General features: G+C 72.9%; 17 protein-coding genes. 3 read left to right on the top strand and 14 right to left on the bottom strand.

Annotated features, from left to right (window positions below):
* Positions 1–17: 17 nt before the first annotated feature.
* The 11 genes from Apa02nite_RS40295 to Apa02nite_RS52085 form a co-directional block, all read right to left on the bottom strand.
* Entirely contained in the window at positions 18–2,255 is a 2,238-nt protein-coding gene (locus Apa02nite_RS40295) for a hypothetical protein (protein ID WP_239164884.1), read from the bottom strand.
* The gene (locus Apa02nite_RS40290; RefSeq protein WP_203829752.1) at positions 2,252–3,367 is read right to left on the bottom strand and encodes a glycosyltransferase family 4 protein; all 1,116 of its coding nucleotides are present in this window, start codon (positions 3,365–3,367) and stop codon (positions 2,252–2,254) included. The genes Apa02nite_RS40295 and Apa02nite_RS40290 overlap by 4 nt, the downstream gene beginning before the upstream one ends.
* 303 nt (positions 3,368–3,670) lie before the next feature.
* Positions 3,671–5,353, bottom strand: coding sequence for a murein biosynthesis integral membrane protein MurJ (gene murJ / locus Apa02nite_RS40285; RefSeq protein WP_203829751.1), 1,683 nt, complete (start codon positions 5,351–5,353; stop codon positions 3,671–3,673).
* A complete protein-coding gene (locus tag Apa02nite_RS40280; RefSeq protein WP_203829750.1) occupies positions 5,350–6,183 on the bottom strand; it encodes a hypothetical protein in 834 nt (277 codons plus the stop codon). Before Apa02nite_RS40280 ends, murJ begins: the two co-directional genes overlap by 4 nt.
* Before the next feature lie 14 nt (positions 6,184–6,197).
* Complete coding sequence (locus Apa02nite_RS40275; RefSeq protein WP_067694492.1) at positions 6,198–7,139, bottom strand: copper transporter; 942 nt, start codon at positions 7,137–7,139, stop codon at positions 6,198–6,200.
* A gap of 7 nt (positions 7,140–7,146) precedes the next feature.
* On the bottom strand, positions 7,147–8,325 hold the full coding sequence (steA, locus tag Apa02nite_RS40270; protein WP_203829749.1) for a putative cytokinetic ring protein SteA: 1,179 nt from the start codon (positions 8,323–8,325) through the stop codon (positions 7,147–7,149).
* Between the two features lie 73 nt (positions 8,326–8,398).
* Positions 8,399–10,156, bottom strand: a complete 1,758-nt coding sequence (recN, locus tag Apa02nite_RS40265) for a DNA repair protein RecN (protein WP_203829748.1) — start codon at positions 10,154–10,156, stop codon at positions 8,399–8,401.
* 53 nt (positions 10,157–10,209) lie between these two features.
* On the bottom strand, positions 10,210–11,097 hold the full coding sequence (locus Apa02nite_RS40260) for an NAD kinase (protein WP_203829747.1): 888 nt from the start codon (positions 11,095–11,097) through the stop codon (positions 10,210–10,212).
* A 112-nt stretch (positions 11,098–11,209) separates the two neighbouring features.
* Positions 11,210–12,178, bottom strand: a complete 969-nt coding sequence (locus Apa02nite_RS40255; RefSeq protein WP_239164883.1) for a TlyA family RNA methyltransferase — start codon at positions 12,176–12,178, stop codon at positions 11,210–11,212.
* 24 nt (positions 12,179–12,202) lie between these two features.
* Positions 12,203–12,412 (bottom strand): hypothetical protein, encoded by a 210-nt coding sequence (locus Apa02nite_RS40250; RefSeq protein WP_198170960.1) that lies wholly within the window; start codon positions 12,410–12,412, stop codon positions 12,203–12,205.
* 220 nt (positions 12,413–12,632) lie between these two features.
* On the bottom strand, positions 12,633–14,021 hold the full coding sequence (locus tag Apa02nite_RS52085; protein ID WP_275412876.1) for a hypothetical protein: 1,389 nt from the start codon (positions 14,019–14,021) through the stop codon (positions 12,633–12,635).
* Positions 14,022–14,083: 62 nt separating this feature from the next.
* Between Apa02nite_RS52085 and Apa02nite_RS40240 the strand changes: the two genes are divergently transcribed.
* Both Apa02nite_RS40240 and Apa02nite_RS40235 read left to right on the top strand, forming a co-directional pair.
* Entirely contained in the window at positions 14,084–14,419 is a 336-nt protein-coding gene (locus Apa02nite_RS40240; protein ID WP_067694678.1) for an SCP2 sterol-binding domain-containing protein, read from the top strand.
* A gap of 127 nt (positions 14,420–14,546) precedes the next feature.
* Complete coding sequence (locus Apa02nite_RS40235) at positions 14,547–15,083, top strand: GNAT family N-acetyltransferase (protein WP_203829746.1); 537 nt, start codon at positions 14,547–14,549, stop codon at positions 15,081–15,083.
* On the opposite strand, the gene Apa02nite_RS40230 is transcribed toward Apa02nite_RS40235, so the two are convergent.
* A complete protein-coding gene (locus Apa02nite_RS40230; protein WP_203829745.1) occupies positions 15,080–16,360 on the bottom strand; it encodes a methyl-accepting chemotaxis protein in 1,281 nt (426 codons plus the stop codon). The genes Apa02nite_RS40235 and Apa02nite_RS40230 overlap by 4 nt on opposite strands.
* Before the next feature lie 148 nt (positions 16,361–16,508).
* On the opposite strand from Apa02nite_RS40230, the gene Apa02nite_RS40225 reads away from it, so the two are divergent.
* Positions 16,509–16,721, top strand: coding sequence for a hypothetical protein (locus tag Apa02nite_RS40225; RefSeq protein WP_203829744.1), 213 nt, complete (start codon positions 16,509–16,511; stop codon positions 16,719–16,721).
* Positions 16,722–17,016: 295 nt separating this feature from the next.
* On the opposite strand, the gene Apa02nite_RS40220 is transcribed toward Apa02nite_RS40225, so the two are convergent.
* Both Apa02nite_RS40220 and Apa02nite_RS51495 read right to left on the bottom strand, forming a co-directional pair.
* Positions 17,017–18,015 carry an HAD-IIA family hydrolase gene (locus Apa02nite_RS40220; protein WP_067694468.1) on the bottom strand — a complete coding sequence of 333 codons (999 nt, stop codon included), beginning with the start codon at positions 18,013–18,015 and terminating at the stop codon, positions 17,017–17,019.
* A complete protein-coding gene (locus Apa02nite_RS51495) occupies positions 18,012–19,004 on the bottom strand; it encodes a tetratricopeptide repeat protein (protein WP_239164892.1) in 993 nt (330 codons plus the stop codon). Before Apa02nite_RS51495 ends, Apa02nite_RS40220 begins: the two co-directional genes overlap by 4 nt.
* Between the last annotated feature and the right edge of the window lie 516 nt (positions 19,005–19,520).

The following is a 19,520-nucleotide window of genomic DNA, read 5'->3' as shown; positions in this document are numbered from 1 at the left end:
GCTGGTCGGCGCGCGTGTCAGCCGGCCGATTCGGTCACTGTCAGTTCACCCTCGTCGGCTTTGCGCAACAACGGGCCGCCCGGACCGTCGCTCTCGCCGGGTGGCGTAGTCCGATCCGCGGCATGCAGCAATACCCGCAAAGCAGTCAAAACGGCCACCGGAACCGCTGTCGCGGCCGCCGCGCCGGCCACCCCGAGGGCGGTGCCGCCGAGGATCCCGGCCGTGATCGACGCCACCGCGGTGCCGGAGATCGCCGCCCGGACCGCCGGGTGCAGCCCGTAGACCCGGTTCAGGCCGCCCCACGGGGAGAACTGGCAGAAGGCCAGCATCACCGCTCCGGCGACGGCCAGCAGGCTCAGCGGGCTGTCCAGCAGGGCCTGCCCGTTCGCCGCGGCGGCGCGCTGCATGGCCGGGCCGGCCGTACCGCTGCCCAGCGCGGACAGGAACCGGCCCAGGGTGCCCTGTTCCAGGGGCGCCCGGTTCAGGTCGAGCACCGCGAACCCGGCGGTCACCGCCAGCCCGGCGACGGCCGACCAGGCGAACCGCGGGAACGTCAGCCAGCCCCCCGAGCTGATCGCGGCCGCCACGCACACCCCGGCGGTCACCGCGATCGCGCCGACCGGGTCGGCGCCCAGGTACGGACTGCCCACCATCACCACACCCAGCCCGCCGAGCAGCACCACCACCACCGGCCGCCAGGTCCGGCCCACGTACTGGGCGACGGAGCCGGCGGTCAGCAGCAGCCCGGCCACGAACACGCCCAGGCCGACACCGCCCAGGCCGGTGTAGCGCACCCCGTGCGTCGCCGAGTAGCCGGCCACGCCGTTGAGCTGCAGCCGCGCCCCGGTCAGCAGATCCACCACGATCACGATGGCGCTGATCGCGGCCACCGCGCCCATCGGCCACAACGTCATCCGGTACCGCGGCGTCAGCCGCACCGCCAGGGTGCCGGCCAGCATCAGCCCGAACGTCGCGCCACCGAACATCCAGGCCGGATGCGCACTGCTCCACCACGGCGCCACGTCGGCGACCAGCGCCGCCGGGATGGCCAGCGCGGCCGCGATCAGGGCCGCCTCGGCGAGCGCCACCAGCCGCGCCGGCGGGCCGGGCGGTGCGGCCGGACCGGCGTGCCGGCGGGCCCGCATCAGCAGCGGCACGATCGCCAGGAACAGCAGCACCTCGATGCCGGCCAGCACGGCGAAGAAGATCGACGCCACGCCCCGCTGGGCGATCGCCCGCTGGTCCGCGTCGTTGCGCCCCTGCATCGCGGTGGCCACGTCGGCCGGGCGGCCGGTGGAGACGCTCGCCGCGTACCCGGCGAACAGCTTCTCCGGCGCGGACCGGCTCAGCGCCGCCAGCACGGTCGGCGCCAGGTCGACCAGTTGCAGGTAGCCGTCCCGGCCGGTGCCGGCCGAGGTGAGCCAGCCACCCTCCCAGCCGTCGCCCTCGGCGATCGCCATGTGCAGCCGCGAGGTGCTCTCGGTGTCGGCCACCCCGGCGATCAGCATCAGCGACCGGTCCGGGCGGGCCGCGAGGATCCGGGCCAGGGTGGCGTCGGCGGCGGCGACCGCGGCCTGCCGTTCCGCGCCGGAACCGGTGATGGTGCCCAGGTCGACGAAGCTCAGCACGCACTCGGAGAGCAGCTTCTTCGGGTCGGCGGGCAGCGTCTCGGCGTACTGGTCGACCCGGCCGAACGGGCGGGCCGCCGCGATCGCCGCGTTCGCGCCGATCGCCACCGTGCAGCGGACCGACTCGGCCAGGGCGCCCGGGGTCGTACCGTAGGGCAGCTTGTCCTGATTGGTGCGCACCACGGCGCGCTGCGCGGTCACGTTCGCGCCGATGGCGTCCGGGCGGGTCACCTCCGGCACGGCGGCCGGGCACTTGCCGTGCACCGCCTGGGTGTCCCAGGCCGCGTAGTTGCCGGCGCCCAGCGTCAGCCAGCCGTCCGACGGGCAGGTCGCCTGGTGCGCCGAGCGCACCGACAGCCAGCCGGTCGAGCCCTTGCCGGCCTCCGCCCAGAGTGCCGGGGTGCGCTGCGGGTCGAGGTCGTCCCAGCGCAGACCGGCCGCGGCGGCGACCACCACGAAGTCCGCGGTGCCACGCTTCGTCTCGCCGGTCGGGCGGATGGTCAGCCCGATCAGGCTGGCCACCGCGACCAGCACGACGAGCAGGTAGGGCACCCAGTCCGCGGCGCGACGATCACGCGGGGCACCCGGCGGGCGGACCCGCTTGATCCGATCGAGGCGGCCGGTCACGACGCGGTCACTTCGGCGTACGCGACCCGGACCGCGGTCACCACGGCCAGCTCGTCCGGCCAGGTCGCGGCCTGCACGGGACCGCGGGCGGCCAGGTCCGCGCGACGCTGCGGATCGTTCAGCAGATCGCGTACGGCCCGGTCCAGCGCGTCCAGGTCCTTCGGCGGGATCAGCACCGCGGCGTCACCGACCAGCCCGGGCAACCCGCCCACGGCGGTGGTGACCAGCGGCACACCGGCCCGCAACGCCTCCTGGGCGAACAGCTGCCGGGCCTCCCAGTCGCTGGTGACCACCGCGAGGTCGGCGCCGAGCAGCAGGTCGGGTACGTCCCCCCGGTGCCCGAGCAGGTGGAACGGGGCGTGTTCGCGCGACGCCCGCTGCGCCAGCGGCATGTAGCTCGGCCCGGAGCCGGCCACCACGACCACCGGCGACGGGTCCAGGTCACGCCACCGGGCGGCCGCGTCGACGAGCAGGTCGTAGTGCTTCTGCGGGTGCAGCCGGCCGACCGACAGGATCAGCGGGGTGTTCCCCTTGATCCGGAACTCGGCGCGGACCGCCTGCCGGGTGCGCTTCGGCGAGCGCAGCTCGGGTGCGGCCACCGGGCCGAGCCGGGCGTTCTTCGCGCCCATCAGCACGGCCCGCTCGACCAGGTCCTCGGAGGCGCCCAGGGTGAGATCGGCGTTGCGCGCCACGATCCGTTCGACCAGCGCGCCGGCCTGACCCCGAAGACCCTTCGCCAGTACGGCGTTGTGCCAGGTCACCACGAGCGGCACCCCGGTGCGGGCCAGGGACACCACGAAGGCGGCGCGCAGCCCGTGCGCGTGGATGACGTCGGCGTCCCGCCCGGCGATCGCGCGGCGCAGCGCCCGGATCGCGCCGGAGTCCTGCGGGCCGGGGTCGGCCGGGATCTCCAGCGGTGAGTACTCCACTCCGGCCGTGGTGAAGCCGTAGTGTTCGTCGTTGGCGGCCGGGCCGCAGACCAGCACCCGGCAGCCGGCCGCGACAAGTCCGCGGGCCAGCGAGAGGACGTGCCCGCCGGTGCCGCCGGTGGCGGAGCCGAGCACCAGCACGACCGAACCGCTCCAGCCGTCGTCGCTGCTCACGAACGTCATACCCCTCTCTGGGCGGATTTCCGCGTCCCGGCAATCCGTCGGACAACCCTCACACGTCCCCGTCCCCGCCCGTTCCCCCGGGGTCCGTCAACCAGCCCACCCACCGCAAGCCGGCTGGCTCTCAGAGGTGCCTCAACCACCGCGACACACCCCTGACAACCAGCCCACTCACCGCTCGTCGGCTGGCTCTCAGGGGTGCCTCAACCGCTGTGACACACCCCTGACAACCAGCCCACCCACCGCTCGTCGGCTGGCTCTCAGGTGTCTATCACGGGCGGGAAAGACCTCTGGGAGCCAGCCGGATCATCTGCGCAACCGTCTCGTCAGCGTGCCGGCCAGCGGGCTGAGGTCCCGCCGGTCCAGCAGGAAAGCCACCGCGACGAAGACCACGACGACCGCGAGGCCGCCCAGCACACCCTCGACCAGGCTGCCGAGGATGCCCGCTGCGGGCCAGAAGGCCGCGGTCAGGCCGGCCACCACACCCCACCCGGCCAGACCGGCCGCAGCGGCTGCGACGACAGCGGCGATGAGCGCGCGCGGAAGCCCGGCCAGCGCGTCCGAGCCGGCCTGCCGCCGCACCGCGAGGACCAGCAGCAACCCGGTCACCGACATGCCCAGCGCGTTGGCCAGGCCCAGCCCGGCGAGTTCGGCCCGGCCCGAGGCCATCGTGGTGACCACCACGACCGCGACCCCGGCGAACAGCCATCCGGTCCCGGACGCGACCGCGGCCGCGACAGTCGCGCCACGCGCGTAGAGCGCCCGGGACAGCAGCGCGAACAACGCGTAACCCAGCAGCCCGGGGGCGAAGCCCACGATGCCCGGCGCCGCGCCGCGAGCGCCCATCAGGACCGCGGCCGGACCGGCCAGCCCGGCCAGCGCGGCAGTGCCGAACCCGGCGAGCAGCACGATCGACCGGGCGGTGCCGGACAGCGCGCCGGCGTAGGCCGCCTCGTCCTTGCGCACCGCGGCATCCGCCAGCCGCGGGTAGACCGCGGTCGCCAGCGGCACCGCGAGCAGCGCCCAGGGCAGCAGGAACGCCGTCTGCGCGCCGGTGTACCGGCCGAGCTGCTGCGCGCCCAGCGTCACGATCAGCGCCACCACCACCTGCTGCGCGCCGACGGTGACCGCGCCGGCCCAGCCGAGCCGGACCGCCTGGCGGCCCTCGTCGCCGGGGAACCGGAGGCCGGGCCGCAGCCGCACCCGCAGCTTGCGCAGCGGGATCAGCAGGCTCAGGGTCAGCACGACCACGCCGAGCGTGGTGCCGACCAAGAGGATCAGCTCGCCGGCGGTGGTCAGCCCGGGGAAGTCGGTGCGCGCGCCGTCGACGGCGGCGTAGGTCAGATAGGCGGCCATCACCGTGACGCTGGACAGCAGCGGCGCGATCACCGGCCAGGCGAACCGGTGGTGCGCGTGCAGCACTCCGGTCAGCACGATGCCGACGCCGTAGAGCGGCAGCTGCGGCGCGAAGATCCGGAGCATCCGGGCGGCGATCTCCTGGTGCTCCGGCGTCACCCCGTCCAGCAGCCCGGTGATCGGGCCGGCCGCCAGAGCGATCACCACGGCGAGCGGGACGGTCAGCACCAGCATCCAGGTGAGCAGCGCGGAACTGATCTGCCCGACCCGGCGACGGTCACCGGCGGCGACCGCGCCGGCCAGCAGCGGCACCACCAGGCTGGCCAGGGCGCCACCCGCGACCAGCTCGAAGATGACGTTCGGCACCGTGTTGGCGGCGAAGTAGAGGTCGGGCAGGTTGGCGTCGCCGCCCTCACCGACGGTGTAGAAGAAGACCAGGGTGCGCCCGAAACCGGCGATCCGGGCCAGCACGGTGAGCAGAGTGATCAGGACGGCTGCGCCGGCGACTTTGGCCGCCGTACCGGAAACGGAGCGGCCGGAAGCGGCATCGGACCTGGCGGCGGGCGGCGAACCGGGAGTGGCGGGGTCGGCCGGCGTCGCGGGGGCGGCGTCGGCGTCGTTCGGGGACGTCACGCCTGCGGAGGCCGGCGGCCGAGCTCGTCGAGGCGCCGCAGCCACGGCGTGTCCTGGATGACCTTGGTGAAGCTGACCTTCTCGCTGGCCGCGGTGAGCGCGGCGAGGGCCGCGAGCGCGGTCAGCCGGCCGAGCGTGCCGGTGCGGGCGGTGAACGCGACGCCGAGCAGCGCGCCGAGGGCGTTCGCCCCGGAGTCGCCGAGCATGATCTCTTCGTTCAGGTCGGCCGGGAGCAGGGCGGCGCTCGCGCCGAGCGTGCCGGCGGTCATCGACGCGCCCCGGCCCACCGCGAGCGGCGCGCCGAGCAGCAGACCGGCCTTGATCGCCCGCCCGGGGCGCAGGTCGAGCAGGTTGAGCAGGTTCGCCGTCCCGGCGATCACGCCGGCGCCGAGCAGCACGTCGGCGCCGCGGCCGAACCGGCCGGTGCGACGGCTGCCGATCAGCGCGGAGGCGACCAGACCGGCCGCGCCCACCCCGCCGATCTTGACGAGGCCGCTGGTGACCCGGCCGTCGCGGAGCGCGCCGAGGTGACCGGCGAAACCCTTCGCGGTCTTCTGCTCCGGGCGGTTGCCGACGATGTCGTCGTAGAGGCCGACCGCGCCGCTGACCGCACCGGCCGTCACCGCGGCGGCCGCGAGCCGGCCGGTCGGTGCGCCGGCAGCCGCGCCGAGGGTGGCGCCGGCCGCCAGGGCCGGACCGCCGGCCAGGGTGACCGTCCGCCCGTGGAAGTTGGTCCGGCGCAGGTCACCGGCGTTCGGGTCACGACGCACCCAGCCGAGCACGGCACGTGCCACAAGCGCGCCGGTCCCGAGCGAGCGGAGGAAGGCCATGGCTGGAGTCTGCCCTACGGGCCCGCCGACGGCACCACCGAGGTGGCTCCCGCGGCGAGGCCGTACTGACCGATCCGGCTCAGCACCAGCCGCTCGTGAGTGGCCATCGCGGTCACCACCTGACCCTGCACGGTGCTCACGTTGTCCACCGTGGAGATCTCCTTGACCAGCGTCGGGTCGCTGCGGACCGCGGCGACCAGGTTGCTGTCCCCGGCGCTGTCCCCGGCCACCACGAGCGGGCGGTGGTTCTTGCTGAACTGGTCGGCCACCTTGACGTTGTTGGCCGCCTTCTTCGAGGCGTCCTGGTCGGTCGCCGGAGCGCCGGCGACCAGCACGACCACCTCGGCGCCGCCGACCGCGTCGTCGTCCACCGAGATGTAACCGGCCTTGGTGAACGCGGTCAGCACCGCGGTCACGTCACCCGGTGCGGCCGGTGTCGCCGGCGCCGTGCTGCTCTGCAGGGTGAGCGCGAGCAGCGCGCTGGCGGTCTCCACGCCGTCGCTGTTCTGCGGCAGGCCCACCGCGCCGATGGTCGGCTGCGACGACTGGTCGGCCAGGTCGAGCAACTCGTTGGCGAAGTTCGGGTCGATCAGCTTGTCCTCGAAGGTGACCCGCGCGGTGATCGTCGCACCGGCCACGTTGAGCATCTTCACGACGCCCTCGACCGAGTCCTTGGCGCCGGGCAGCCCCACCACCGCGACCTTGCGGGCGGTCAGCTTGCCGGCCAGCACGTACGGTGCGATCCCGCCGGCGAACTCCTGGTTCCGGCTGAGCTCGTCCTTGTACTGGTTGACCTGGTCGCGCTTGACGTTGTTGTCCTTGTTGAGCTCGGTGAGCCGGTTCTTCAGGTTCTCCGAGACCGGACCGTTGAGCGCGGCGGTGCCGACCACCAGGCCGATCGCCAGGGCGAGGAATACCGCGGTGAGTGACACCACGTGGTACCGGAAGTTGATCACGACGCCCTCAGAAAAGATTGCCCAGCTGGAAGACGAGATTGTCCCACCACTCGGACACCACGGTCAGATAGGCCTTGCCCACCGTGGAGACCGCCACCGCCGAGGCCATCGCGGCCATCGCCGAGAGGACCAGCAGCAGCAGCGCCGAGCCGGAGATGTTCTGCCGGTAGAGCCGGCTGACGCCCTTGGCGTCGACCAGCTTGCCACCGACCTTGAGCCGGGTCAGGAACGTCGACGCCATGCCGCCACGGCCCTTGTCGAGGAACTCGACCAGGTTGGCGTGCGTGCCGACGGCCACGATCAGCGACGCGCCCTTCTCGTCGGCGAGCAGCATCGCGAGGTCCTCGCTGGTCGCCGCGGCCGGGAAGGTGAGCGCGTCGACGCCCAGGTTGCTGACCCGCTCCAGACCCGGCGCGCGCCCGTCCGGGTACGCGTGGACGACCACTTCGGCGCCGCAGCGCAGCACGTCGTCGGTGACCGAGTCCATGTCCCCGATGATCATGTCGGGGGTGTAGCCGTTCTCCACCAGCGCGTCGGCGCCGCCGTCGACACCGATCAGCACCGGCTTGTACTCCCGGATGTACGGCCGGAGGACGTCGAGGTCCTCCTTGTAGTCGTACCCCCGGACCACGATCAGCACGTGCCGCCCGGCGATCCGGGTCTCCACGTCGGGCACGCCGACCCCGTCGAGGAGCAGGTCACGCTCCTGCTTGAGGTAGTCCATGGTGTTCGCGGCGAACGCCTCGAGCTGCACCGACAGGCCCTCACGCGCCTCGGCCATCGACGCCGCCACGGTCTCCGCGTCCTGCCGGATGCCGGTGGCGACCGGCTTGCCGTCGAGCAGCACCTGGTCGCCCTCGATGCTGATCACCTGGCCCTCGCGCAACCCGGCGAAGACCTCCTCGCCGAGGTTGTCGAGCAGCGCCACGCCGCCCTGGATCAGCACCTCGGGGCCCAGGTTCGGGTACCGCCCGGAGATCGACGGCTTGGCGTTGAGCACCGCGATCACCCCGGACGCGACGAGCGAGTCGGCCGCGACGCGGTCCAGGTCGACATGGTCGATCACGGCGATCTCGCCGGGCCGCAGCCGCCCGGTCAGCCGTTTGGTGCGCCGGTCGAGCCGGGCAACGCCGGAAACCCGGCCCGGCTCGCTGGTGCGCACACGGCGCAAGGTGGGAAGTCGCATCCCGGCCATCCTGACACGCCGCTTCACACGGCCCCCGTTAGACATGCTCTAGCTCATTGACAAAACGGTCTTTTCAACCACGTTTCTCACGCCCGGCGACGGCCAGCAACTCCTCCGCATGGGCGATACCCAGGTCCGAATCCGGCAGGCCGGCCAGCATCCGGGACAACTCCCGCGCTCGCTCGGTCTCCTCAACGATCCGGACACCGCTCGTGGTGATCGCGCCACCGGTGTCCTTCGCCACCACCAGGTGCCGGTCGGCGAACGCGGCGACCTGCGGGAGGTGCGTGACGACAAGGACCTGATGCGTACGGGCGAGCCGCGCCAGCCGCCGGCCGATCTCCACCGCGGCCGTGCCACCGACCCCGGAGTCGACCTCGTCGAAGACCAGCGTTGGCGGTCCACCGGCCCCGGCGAACACCACCTCGATGGCGAGCATCACCCGGGACAGCTCACCACCGGAAGCGCCCTTCTGCAAGGGCAGCGACGGCGCGCCCGGATGGGCCAGCAACCGCAGCTCCACCTCGTCGGCGCCGTCCGCGCCGGCGGCCAGCTCCTGCCCGTCGACCGTCACCGACGGCTCGTCCCGGCTCGGCGCGCGGGTGATGACCGCCACCTCGACCCGGGAGTGCGGCATCGCCAGCCCGGCCAGCTCCACGCTGACCGCCTCGGAGAACCGGACCGCGGCGTCGCGCCGGGCCGCGGTCAACCGGCCGGCCAGCTCACCGACCGTGGCGGCCAGCCGCTGGCGCTCCTTGTCCAGCTCCTCGAGCAGCTCGTCGGAGTTGTCCAGGTCGGCCAGCTTGGTCTTCGCGTTCTCCGCCCAGACGATCACGCCGTCGATGTCGTCGGCGTACTTGCGGGTCAGGCCGCGCAGCGCGGCCCGGCGCTCGTAGATCGCCTCGAGCCGGGCCGGGTCGGCGTCCAGCTCGCTCAGATACGCCGAGAGCTCCGAGGAGACGTCGCCGACCAGGGTGGCCGCCTCCTCGATCCGCAGGGCCAGCTCGCCCAGTTTCGGGTCGACGCCGGACTGCCCCTCCAGCGTGCGCCGGGCGGTGCCGAGCAGGGTGGTGGCATCCGGGGTGTCGTCGGCCGACTCCACGCCGCCGGCGAGCGCCTGAGCGGCCAGGGCGGCGGCAGTGCGCAGCCCCTCGGCGTGCTCCAGCCGCTGCACCTCGGCGCGCAGGTCCTCGTCCTCGTTCGGCTGCGGGTCGACCCGGGTGATCTCGTCGAGCCCGAGTTTCAGCAGGTCGGCCTCCTGCGAGCGCTGCCGGGCGTTGCGCCGGCGGTCGGCCAGGTCGTCGACCACCCGGCGCCAGCGGCTGAACGCCTCGCGATAGCTCTCCACCAGCTTTTCGTGCCCGGCGCCGGCGAACCGGTCCAGCGCGGACCGCTGCTCGCTCGGGCGCAGCAGACGCAACTGGTCGGACTGGCCGTGCACGGCCAGCACCTGCTCGCCCAGCTCGGCGAGCGTGGACACCGGCATGCTCCGGCCGCCGACGTGCGCCCGGGACCGCCCCTCGGCGGTCACCGTGCGGCTCAGCAGCAGCGACCCGTCCTCGTCGGTCTCACCCCCGGCGTCGGTGATCCGGGTGCGGACCGCGTCGCCGAGGGTGCCGCGCAGCTTGAGCCGGCCCTCGACGACGGCCCGCCCCGGATCGGCACGGACCCGACCGGCGTCGGCCCGGCCACCGAACAACAGTCCGAGACCGGTCACCACCATCGTCTTACCGGCGCCGGTCTCGCCGGTGATCACGTTCATACCCGACGTCAGCCGCAGCGTCGTGTCGTCGATGACGCCCAGTCCGGTGATACGCAGTTCCTCCAGCACAGGGCAGAGGGTAGTGGTGCCCCCCGACAATTGCCCAGCGTGGGTGTTTCTGATCAGCGTCGATTACCCCGCCAGCCGACCACCGGCAGCTCGAACTTCGCCACCAGGGTGTCCGTGAAGGGACGCGGGGCCAGGCGGACCAGCCGAACGGGCAGCTGGCCCCGCTCGACGGTCACCTGCGAGCCCGGCGGCAGGTCCCAGGTGCGTCGGCCGTCACAGCAGAGCACGGCAAAAGACGTGTACGGGTCGACGGTCAGCACGAACGTGGACGTGGGCGCGGTCACCAGCGGCTTGCTGAACAACGCGTGCGCGCTGATCGGCACCAGCAGCAGCGCCTCCACCCCGGGCCAGACGACCGGGCCACCGGCCGAGAACGCGTACGCCGTCGACCCCGTCGGTGTGGCACACACCACACCGTCGCAGCCGTAACGGGACAGCGGCCGGCCGTCCACGTCGACGAGCAGCTCGAGCATCTGCGCGCGCTGTCCCTTCTCCACGGTGACCTCGTTGAGCGCCCAGGACTCGGCGATCAGCCGGCCGTCGTATTCGGCGCGCACGTCCAGGGTGAGCCGCTCGTCCACGTCGTAGCCACCGGCGATGATGTCGGCGATCACCTCGTCGATGTGCTCGACCTCGGCCTCGGCCAGGAAGCCGACCTTGCCGAGGTTGATGCCGAGCAGGGGTGCCTTGGCCGGGCGGGCCACCTCGGCGGCGCGCAGGAACGTGCCGTCACCGCCGAGCGCCAGCACGATCTCCACGCCCTCGGCCGCGTCCGGTCCCTCGACCGCGATCACCTCGTCGGGCAACGCCAGGTCAGCCGCCTCGTCGGCGATGACCCGGACGTCGAAACCCGCCGCGATCAGGTCGAGAGCGACCGTACGGGCGTGCTGCGTACTCTGCCGGCGCCCGGTGTGCGTCACCAGCAGGGCCGAGCGGGTCATTTCTCCTCCAAGGTGGCCACCACCGGCTGCTCCGTGCCCGGCTCCACTGCCGGCACCGGCTGATCAATGTGCGCCGCGGGCGCGGGCACGGTCCTCCGACCGGCGGGCGCGGTCACGCCGCGGGCTCCGGGCCGGCGGTCGCCGCAGCGGCAGGCTCCGGGCCCGCGGGCGCAACCGCTTCGACGGCGCCGGGACTGCTGGGTACCCGGATCGCGTTGTTCACCCGTGACCCGGGGGCGGCCTCGGCAGACGGCCCGTCCTCCGGGGTCTCCTCGCCGGACGGGCCGGCGGCGACCACCGCTTCCACGTGTTCCCGGTCGGCGGGCGGGGCGTCCCGGCGGAACCAGACGAAGAACTCGACGTTGCCGCTCGGCCCGGGCAGCGGGCTCGCGGTCACGTCCACCACGCCCAGGCCCAGCCCGGCGGCGACGGCCGCGACGTCCAGCACGGCCTCGGCGCGCAGCCGCCAGTCGCGCACCACGCCACCCGTGCCGACGCGCTCCTTGCCGACCTCGAACTGCGGCTTCACCATCAGCGCCAGGTCACCCTCCGGCCCGGTGCAGGCGGCCAGGGCCGGCAGCACGAGGCGCAGCGAGATGAACGACAGGTCGGCCACGGTCAGGTCGACCGTTCCGCCGATCTTGTCGGGGGTGAGGGTCCGCACGTTGGTCCGCTCGTGCACGTCGACCCGGTCGTCGGTACGGATCGGCCAGGCCAGCTGGCCGTACCCGACGTCGACAGCGACCACCCGCTCGGCGCCGGCGCGCAGCAGCACGTCGGTGAACCCGCCGGTGGACGCGCCGGCGTCCAGGCAGCGCCGCCCCTCGACGGTCAGCCCCTTACGGCCGAACGCGGCGAGCGCGCCGGCCAGCTTGTGACCGCCCCGGGAGACGTATTCGGTCTGCGGGTCCTCCCCGGTGACGAGCACCGGGTCGGCCGGGTCGACCATGGCCGCCACCTTGTGGGCCACGGTCCCCCGGACCTGCACCCGGCCGGCCGCCACGAGCTGGGCAGCCTGTTCCCGGGAGCGGGCGAGCTTACGACGGACGAGCTCGGCGTCGAGACGCGCACGGCGGGCCATCAAGATCCTTTTTTGGTACGTCGGTCAGCGATCGATGCTGGCCAGAGTCTCCTGGAGCACCTGGTGCGCGGCCTCGTACTCGGCGATCTGCTCGCCCGGTACCAGCCGCGCGGCATTGGCGAGCGAACTTAACACCGCGTCCACGGCCGGGTGACCGGTCTCCTCCACCAAGCCGTCCGCGCCGATGCGGTATTGCGGCCCCGGAGCCACCGCCTCAGCCGGCGCATGCGGCATCGGCGGCCGCTGCCCACCCTGCGGCGGACCAGGCCGGAACCCACCACCCGGCTGCCCCGGCCGCACACCTCCGGGCTGCTGCCCCGGGTGTTGCCCCGGCTGCTGCCCGGGCCGCATGCCACCCGGTTGCGGGCCGGGCCGCGCCCCGCCCGGCTGCGGTCCGGGGTAAGGACCGCCCGGGCGCGGCGCGCCGGGCACGGCGTTCGGGAACGTCACAGGATCACGCCTCCGTGCTCTCGGTCCGGCCGGCGTTCTCCGCCACCGGTTGCGCCTCGGCGGGTTGCGCCTGACTCGGCACCTGAGCGGCCTTCTTGGCCGCCCGCCGAACCGGCGCCGCCTTGCTCGCCGCAACCGGTGCCACCTTGCTCGGTGCGGCCTTGCTCGGCGTCGCCTTGGCCGCCGCTGCCTTGCCCGGCGCAGCCTTGCGCCGAGTCGGCTGGCTCGGCGCCGCCTTGCCCGCCGTGCGCGACGACTCCGTCGCGGCCGCCGCTGCCGTGACCGCCGTGGGCGGCAACTCGGTCACGGCCGCCGCCTCCTTGACCTCGCTCACCGGTGACGCCACGGTCCCGGCCGGAAGCGGGCTGCCCACCGGACCCGGAGAATCCGGAACGCTGGAACCAGCCCGCTGGGCCGCTGTCTTCCGCGGCGCCCGCTTCGCCGGAGCCTTCTCGGCCGGAGCCTTCTCGGCCGGAGTCTCCGCAGCCGATGTGAATCCCGGCGCGGTCGCCTTCGCCGACGGACGCGGAGCCGCACTCTTCTTGACCGGCGCAGGCCGCACAGCCTTACCAGCCGGCGCAGCCTTGTCAGCCGGCGCAGCCTTGTCAGCCGGCGCAGCCTTGTCAGCCGGCGGAATCGAAGGCGCGGCCTTCTCAACCGGCGCAGCCTTCTTGATGGGTGCGGCTTTCTTGACCGGCGCAGCCTTCTTCACCGGCGCGCTCGACAGCGCCGCAGAGCCCACCCCAGCAACCGACGCCGCCGCGTTCCCGGGCGGTCCGGCCTGCAACGTCCCGGCCGACGGCATCGCATTCGGCGTCGCCTTCACGGCCTTCTTGGCGATCGCCTTCTTGGCGATCGCCTTCTTGGCGATCGCCTTCTTCGCAGGCCGAGCCGAAGCGGCAGGCCCACCCGACGAGACAGGCCCACCCGACGAGACAGAGCCACTCGACGAGGCAGAGCCACCCGACGACACAGAGCCGGCCGACGAGGCCGGAGACGCGGAGGCACCAGGCGAGGCGGGAGCGATCGGACCACCGAGCCCACCCCCGTCCGCGCGAGCCTGAGCCTCCCGCAGCCGCTTCTCCAGATCGTGGAGGCGTGTGGTCAGCTCGGCCACCTCGTCCGCGGTCGCCAGGCCGACCCGCCCGAGAGCGCGGTCCACCTCATACCGCACGATGTTGGTCAGCGCCTCACGGTTGGCGATGCCCGCCGAGAGCAGGTCCTCGACCAGCCCCTGCACCTGCGCCGCGGTCGCACCGCCCCGGTTGAGCAACTCACCGGCGACCTTCTGCGCCTTCTTCCGGGGCGTCTCGGTCAGCCCGAGGGCCAGGTCCAGATAAGCCCGCCATGCATCCGGCATGATCTCTCCTCCTCTCGCCACGTCGGGTGCCACGCTACCGGGAGCTCCCGACAACTTCCTGGGGTACGGTGCTGGTGTCGCGAGGGGAGATGCCGATGGCCACCGTGGACGAGTGCCGCCAGGCGTTGCACGACCTGGCCGCCAAGCTCGCGGCGAATGCCGAGGCTCGCGGCCGGCTCGACCTCGATCGCACCCTCGCCTGCCGGGTCACCGACCTGGACACCGCCTTCCACGCCCGGATCTCCGGCGGCCTGCTGGTCGACATCGCCGACGGCGACGACCCCAAGGCGAAGATCGCCCTGATCGCCGGCGGCGACGACCTGATCGCGCTGATCCAGGGCAAGCTGGATGTCACCCGCGCGATCGCGTCCCGCCAGGTCACCGTCAAGGCGAACCCGTTCGACCTGCTCAAGCTCCGCAAACTCCTCTGATCACATCTGCGGATACGAGCCGAGACCGCAGATCGTTCAGATCAGGAACGGACACCCCGAAATGATCGGGAACGAGACCCCGGAAATTCGGCTGCCCGCCACACTCCTCGCCCCATAATCTCGCGGAATGCTGATACGCCCCGAGACTCCCGCCGACCACGCCGCCGTCGACCACCTCGTCGCCCGCGCCTTCGGCCATCGGGGCCGAGTCGTCGCCGACCTGGTCACCGCCCTGCGCCGCGACGACCCGGAATTTCACGCTTTGGTGGCCGACGACGACGGCGACCTGATCGGGCACGTGATGTTCACCCGCAGCATCCTGGACGCGCCGGACCAGCTCGTCCCGGTGCAGGTCCTCAGCCCGCTCTCGGTCATCCCGGAGCGGCAGCGCCAGGGTGTCGGCACCGCCCTGATCCGGCACGGGGCCGCCGACATGGACAAGCGCGACGTCCCGCTGGTCTTCCTCGAGGGCGACCCGGCGTACTACGCGAGGCAGGGTTTCGTCGCCGGCGACGGCCTCGGTTTCCGCAAGCCGTCGCTGCGCATCCCGGACCCCGGCTTTCAGGTCATGCCACTCGCCGCGCACCGCCCGGAACTCACCGGCACCCTGGTCTACCTGCACACTTTCTGGGACCTGGACTGCGTCGGGCTGCGTGACGACTAGCCGGCCTTGGCCGCCAGCGCCTCCAGCCCCACCAGCACCTGATCCGCCGACGCCGTCGCCGTGGAGAGCTGCTTGGTCACCTCGGTCAGCACCGCCGCCTGCTCCTCCACCGACGACGCGATGTTCAGCTGCAGCGCGTGGATGCCGTCCACCGACCCGGTCGTCGCGGCGAACGTCTGCGCCACGTCGTCGGTCTCCGCCACGATCGCGGTGATCACCTTGTTCACCCGTTCCACCGACGTCGCGGTCTCCCGGGCCAGGTCCTTGACCTCGCCGGCCACCACCGCGAACCCCTTGCCGACCTCGCCGGCCCGGGCCGCCTCGATGGTGGCGTTCAGCGCGAGCAGGTTCGTCTGGTCGGCGAGCGACGCGATGATCGCGTTCACCGCAGCGATCTCACCGACCGAGCGCTCCAGCGCCCGGACCTTCTCCCCCGCGGACGCCGCCGCGTCCTTGCCGGCCGACGCGGTGCCGGCCGCGGCCGCCGACCGGGCCGCGATGTCCTGGACAGAAGCGGTCAGCGCGGCCATCTCCCGGTCCACCGCAGCGACCGCGGAGATCGCCGCGTGCGCTTCGGCGCTGATCGACGCCACGTCCGCGTTCATCTGCCGGGCCTGCTCGGCCGCTTCCTCGGACCGGATCCGCAGATCCTCGGCGGCCCGCTCGCCCGCCGCCCGCTCGGCCCGTTCGGTCTCCGTCCGGGCCTGCTCGGCGTCCGCAGCGAGTTGCTCGTTCTCCCGCTCCGCCTGCTCCGCGAAGTGCCAGAAGATCACGATGCCGACCACCTCGACGGCGGCCAGCCCGGCGTGCACCGCGACCTGCTCGATCGCCGCGGGCACCCCCATGTGGTGCATGCCGAACACCCGTTCCGGCGCGAGCAGGCCGAGCACCCCGTGGTGCACCACCACGACCACCACGGCCGAGATCAGCGGCGCCCACATCTGATAGAGCGCCACGTAGATCAGAATCGCGTACAGATGGATGTGCGCGGTCATCGAGCCGCCGGACAGCTCGATCGCCACGAACGTGCAGGCGATCAACCCGACGCTGGTGTGCGACGCCTTCGCCTGCGTGCTGGGCAGCACCGGGATCAGCGCCGCCCAGCCGGCCACCGCCGCGGTGAGCAGCACGACCTCCCAGCGCGGCCGCGGCCCGATCATCCCCACTACCAGGAACGCCGGCACGTGGAACCAGAGCAGTCGGCTGATGATGTGGTGCCGGGCACGCCACGACCCCTCGGAGAGCCGGGCACCGCGCGGCAACGTAATTGAGCTCACACCACACCCTTCGACCGCGACCCGGCCTAATTGACCTTTCCTACGCCAATCGCATCATTGCTGGCCTCGCCGCTTCGGCCGGTGCGACGATGAAAGGACAGCGAGCGACCGCCGGACGACGGCCGCCCCGGGCAACTGGGAGGCGATCATGATTCACGTCCGCCCCGACGTCCCGTGCATCGACGGCACGGTCACCGCCGCGAACGTTCACCAACGCGCTGAAAGCGTCGCGGTGCCCGATTTTGATTACATGAGCTCCACCATGGTGGCGATAGTCGACGGCATCTTCCACATCGACCCCGAAGCGCCCTTGCTCCCCCGTCGCCGCCACCAGCCCGACCACCGGCGCTACCACCACTGAGCCCGCCCCCGGAAGGCGGCCCACCTCCCGCTTCACCCTTTTCCGGTACGAATACGGAGCGCCCGTCCGCAGGCTACGAGCCGAGTCCCGCCCGTGAGGCCGACGCGAGACCGCGGCTCCTCCCGGCCGCAGCGCGCCTCCCGGTCTTGGCTGGTTCTCAGGGGTGCCTCCGGCACCCTGAGGCACCCCTCACGCCCAGCCGAGCACCGTGCGCTGACCGGGCACCGTGGCCGGAAATGGACGTAGCCCCGGCCGAAGGCCGGGGCTACGTTGTCGCATTCTGTTCGTCAGCTGGTCAGAGACCCCAGCCGTTCAGCACCTTGGTGGCCTCGTCCGAGTCCGCCGCGATGTTGGCCACCGGGACGCCGTCCCAGGTGACCCCGCACAGCAGACGCAGGGCGTCGACCGGGTCACCGGACCCGGTCAGCACCGCACGGTCACCGTCGCGGGTGACCTGCCAGCCGTCGACCTCCGCGGCCGGCACCCGAGCCTGGTCCGCCGGGCGGAACAGGCCGGACAGGTCGGCGGACACGAAGGTCGGCCGCCGCTCGGCGGACGCGGCCAGCAGATCCGCCGGGCCGCTGACGCCGGTCAGCACCAGCAGGCTGTCCATCCCGGCGCCGACGGCGCCCTGGATGTCGGTGTCCAGCCGGTCCCCGATCGCCAGAGGCTTCTCCGCCTTGGCGAGCGAGGCCGCCGTGGTGAACAGCGCCGGTTGCGGCTTGCCGACCACCACGTCCGGTTCCCGGTCCAGGGCGGTCCGCAGCACCGCGACCAGCGAGCCGTTCCCCGGCAGCGGGCCACGCGGGCTCGGCAGGGTGCGGTCGGTGTTGGTGGCGTACCAGGTGGCGCCCGCACGAACCGCGAGCGCCGCCTCGGACAGGATCTTCCAGCCCACCTCGGGCCCGTACCCCTGAACCACCGCGACCGGCGCGTCGTCCGCCGATTCCACCGGGGTGAGCCCGGCGTCGCGCACCTCGCCACGCAGTGCCTCCGCGCCCACCACCAGCACCGGCGAACCGGCCGGTACATGTTCGGCGATCAGCGCGGCGGCCGCGCCGGCCGAGGTCAGGACCTCGGCCGACTCGGCGCTCACACCCATGCCGTTGAGCAGCGTGGCGACGTCGGCGGCGCGACGGGACGCGTTGTTCGTCGCGTACGCGATCGACGTCCCGTCCGCGCGCAGCCGCTCGACCGCTTCGGCCGCGCCCGGGATCGGCTTGTCGATCAGGAAGACGACGCCGTCCAGATCGAAGACGGCCAGGTCGTAACCGCCGGCGAGGTGGTCACTCATGCCTGCGACCGGTCGTCCTCACCGCCGGTGACCTCATCGGCGGCCTTCTCGTCCGTGGCCGGCTCGGCCTTCGCCTTCTTCGACTTCGCCTTCACGGGCTCGGCCTCGACGGCCTCGTCAGCGTCAGCGTCGTCCTCGTCAGCGTCGAACGTGCCGGCGTCGACCTTCTCGACGGTCAGAGCGTCGGTGTTGACGTCGGTCTCGGCCACCGCGGCCGGCACCTCGTCGTCCTCGTCCTCATCATCGTCGTCTTCGTCGTCATCGTCGTCGTCGAAGTCCTCGTCGTCCTCTTCGTCCTCGAGGTCGTCTTCGTCGTCGTCGTCCGTGTCGGCGGCGGCAGCGGGCTGGTCGCCCTCGGCCTTGGCCTCGTCGTCCTGCTCCTCGTCCTCGTCGTCGTCACCCTCGATGGTGACGCCGTCGAGCTCGAGCACCCGGTCCGCCGCGTCGGTGAGCTGGTCCTCGTCGACCGTGGCCGTACGGACGAACCACTCACGCGCCTCGTCCCGACGACCCGCCGCGAGCAGAGCGTCCGCGTAGGCATACCGCAGTCGCGCCGCCCACTCGGCAGTCTCCTCCGCGGTCAGTTCCTTGACCTGGAGCATCGCGACGGCCGCCTCGTGCTGACCGAGGTCACCCCGCGCGCCGGCCGCCACGATCAGCAGCTCGATCGCACCGGCCTTCTCCAGCTTCGCCACGTCGGCGCCGCGGAACAGGTCGATCGCCCGCTCCGGCCGGCCCAGGGCCCGCTCGCAGTCGGCCAGCTCGGCCAGGTGCGTCTGCTTGCCACTCATCCGGTGGTACGTGCGGAGTTCGGCGATCGCCGTCGTCCAGTCGCCGGCCGCGTACGCCGCGAGGCCGACAGCTTCCCGGACCACAGCGATCCGCGAGGCCAGCCGCCGCGCCGCGAGGGCGTGCTGCAGAGCCAGCTCGGAGTCCTCGTCGATGATCTGACCGGCCGCCACCAGGTGCCGGGCGACGGACTCGGCCATCTCCCGGGAGAGGCTCACCAGCTCGGCGCGCACGTCCTGGTCCAGGTCGGTCGCGACGATGTCGTCCGGGATCCGCGGGGCCTGGAACGAAGGCTGTCCGCTCTCGTCCTGTACACGCTCGGTCTCCCGGCCCTGCGGCGCGGAACCCTGGTAGCCGCCACGGTCACGGTCGCCACCACGGGAAGCCCCACGGTCGCCGCCACCCTGGTACGCCGGACGGTCACCGGTCGGCCGGTCACCAGCGGGACGGTCACCGGTGGGACGGTCACGGTATCCACCGCGGTCGCCGCCACCCTGGTAACCGGGACGGTCACCGGACGGACGGTCACCACCGCTACGGAAGCCGCTACGGTCGCCACCACCCTGGTAGCCCGGACGGTCACCGGACGGACGGTCCCGGTCGCCACCACGGAAGCCACCGCTCTGCGGACGGTCGCCACGGTCCCGGTAGCCGCCACCACTACGGTCGCCGCCACCCTGGAAGCTCTCCCGCGGGCCACCGGTCCGGTCGCCACC

It is taken from the genome of Actinoplanes palleronii, from assembly GCF_016862315.1.
Lineage (GTDB): Bacteria > Actinomycetota > Actinomycetes > Mycobacteriales > Micromonosporaceae > Actinoplanes > Actinoplanes palleronii.
This window is presented reverse-complemented; position numbering and strand designations above follow the sequence as displayed.

Bases quoted from the DNA above. Each gene is read 5' to 3' on its own strand.
- Apa02nite_RS40290 (WP_203829752.1), bottom strand. From the start codon at position 3,367: ATGACGTTCGTGAGCAGCGACGACGGCTGGAGCGGTTCGGTCGTGCTG.
- Apa02nite_RS40280 (WP_203829750.1), bottom strand. From the start codon at position 6,183: ATGGCCTTCCTCCGCTCGCTCGGGACCGGCGCGCTTGTGGCACGTGCC.
- steA (WP_203829749.1), bottom strand. From the start codon at position 8,325: ATGCGACTTCCCACCTTGCGCCGTGTGCGCACCAGCGAGCCGGGCCGG.
- Apa02nite_RS40260 (WP_203829747.1), bottom strand. From the start codon at position 11,097: ATGACCCGCTCGGCCCTGCTGGTGACGCACACCGGGCGCCGGCAGAGT.
- Apa02nite_RS40255 (WP_239164883.1), bottom strand. From the start codon at position 12,178: ATGGCCCGCCGTGCGCGTCTCGACGCCGAGCTCGTCCGTCGTAAGCTC.
- Apa02nite_RS40250 (WP_198170960.1), bottom strand. From the start codon at position 12,412: ATGCCGCATGCGCCGGCTGAGGCGGTGGCTCCGGGGCCGCAATACCGC.
- Apa02nite_RS40240 (WP_067694678.1), top strand. From the start codon at position 14,084: ATGGCCACCGTGGACGAGTGCCGCCAGGCGTTGCACGACCTGGCCGCC.
- Apa02nite_RS40235 (WP_203829746.1), top strand. From the start codon at position 14,547: ATGCTGATACGCCCCGAGACTCCCGCCGACCACGCCGCCGTCGACCAC.
- Apa02nite_RS40225 (WP_203829744.1), top strand. From the start codon at position 16,509: ATGATTCACGTCCGCCCCGACGTCCCGTGCATCGACGGCACGGTCACC.
- Apa02nite_RS40220 (WP_067694468.1), bottom strand. From the start codon at position 18,015: ATGAGTGACCACCTCGCCGGCGGTTACGACCTGGCCGTCTTCGATCTG.
- Apa02nite_RS51495 (WP_239164892.1), bottom strand. From the start codon at position 19,004: ATGGCCGAGTCCGTCGCCCGGCACCTGGTGGCGGCCGGTCAGATCATC.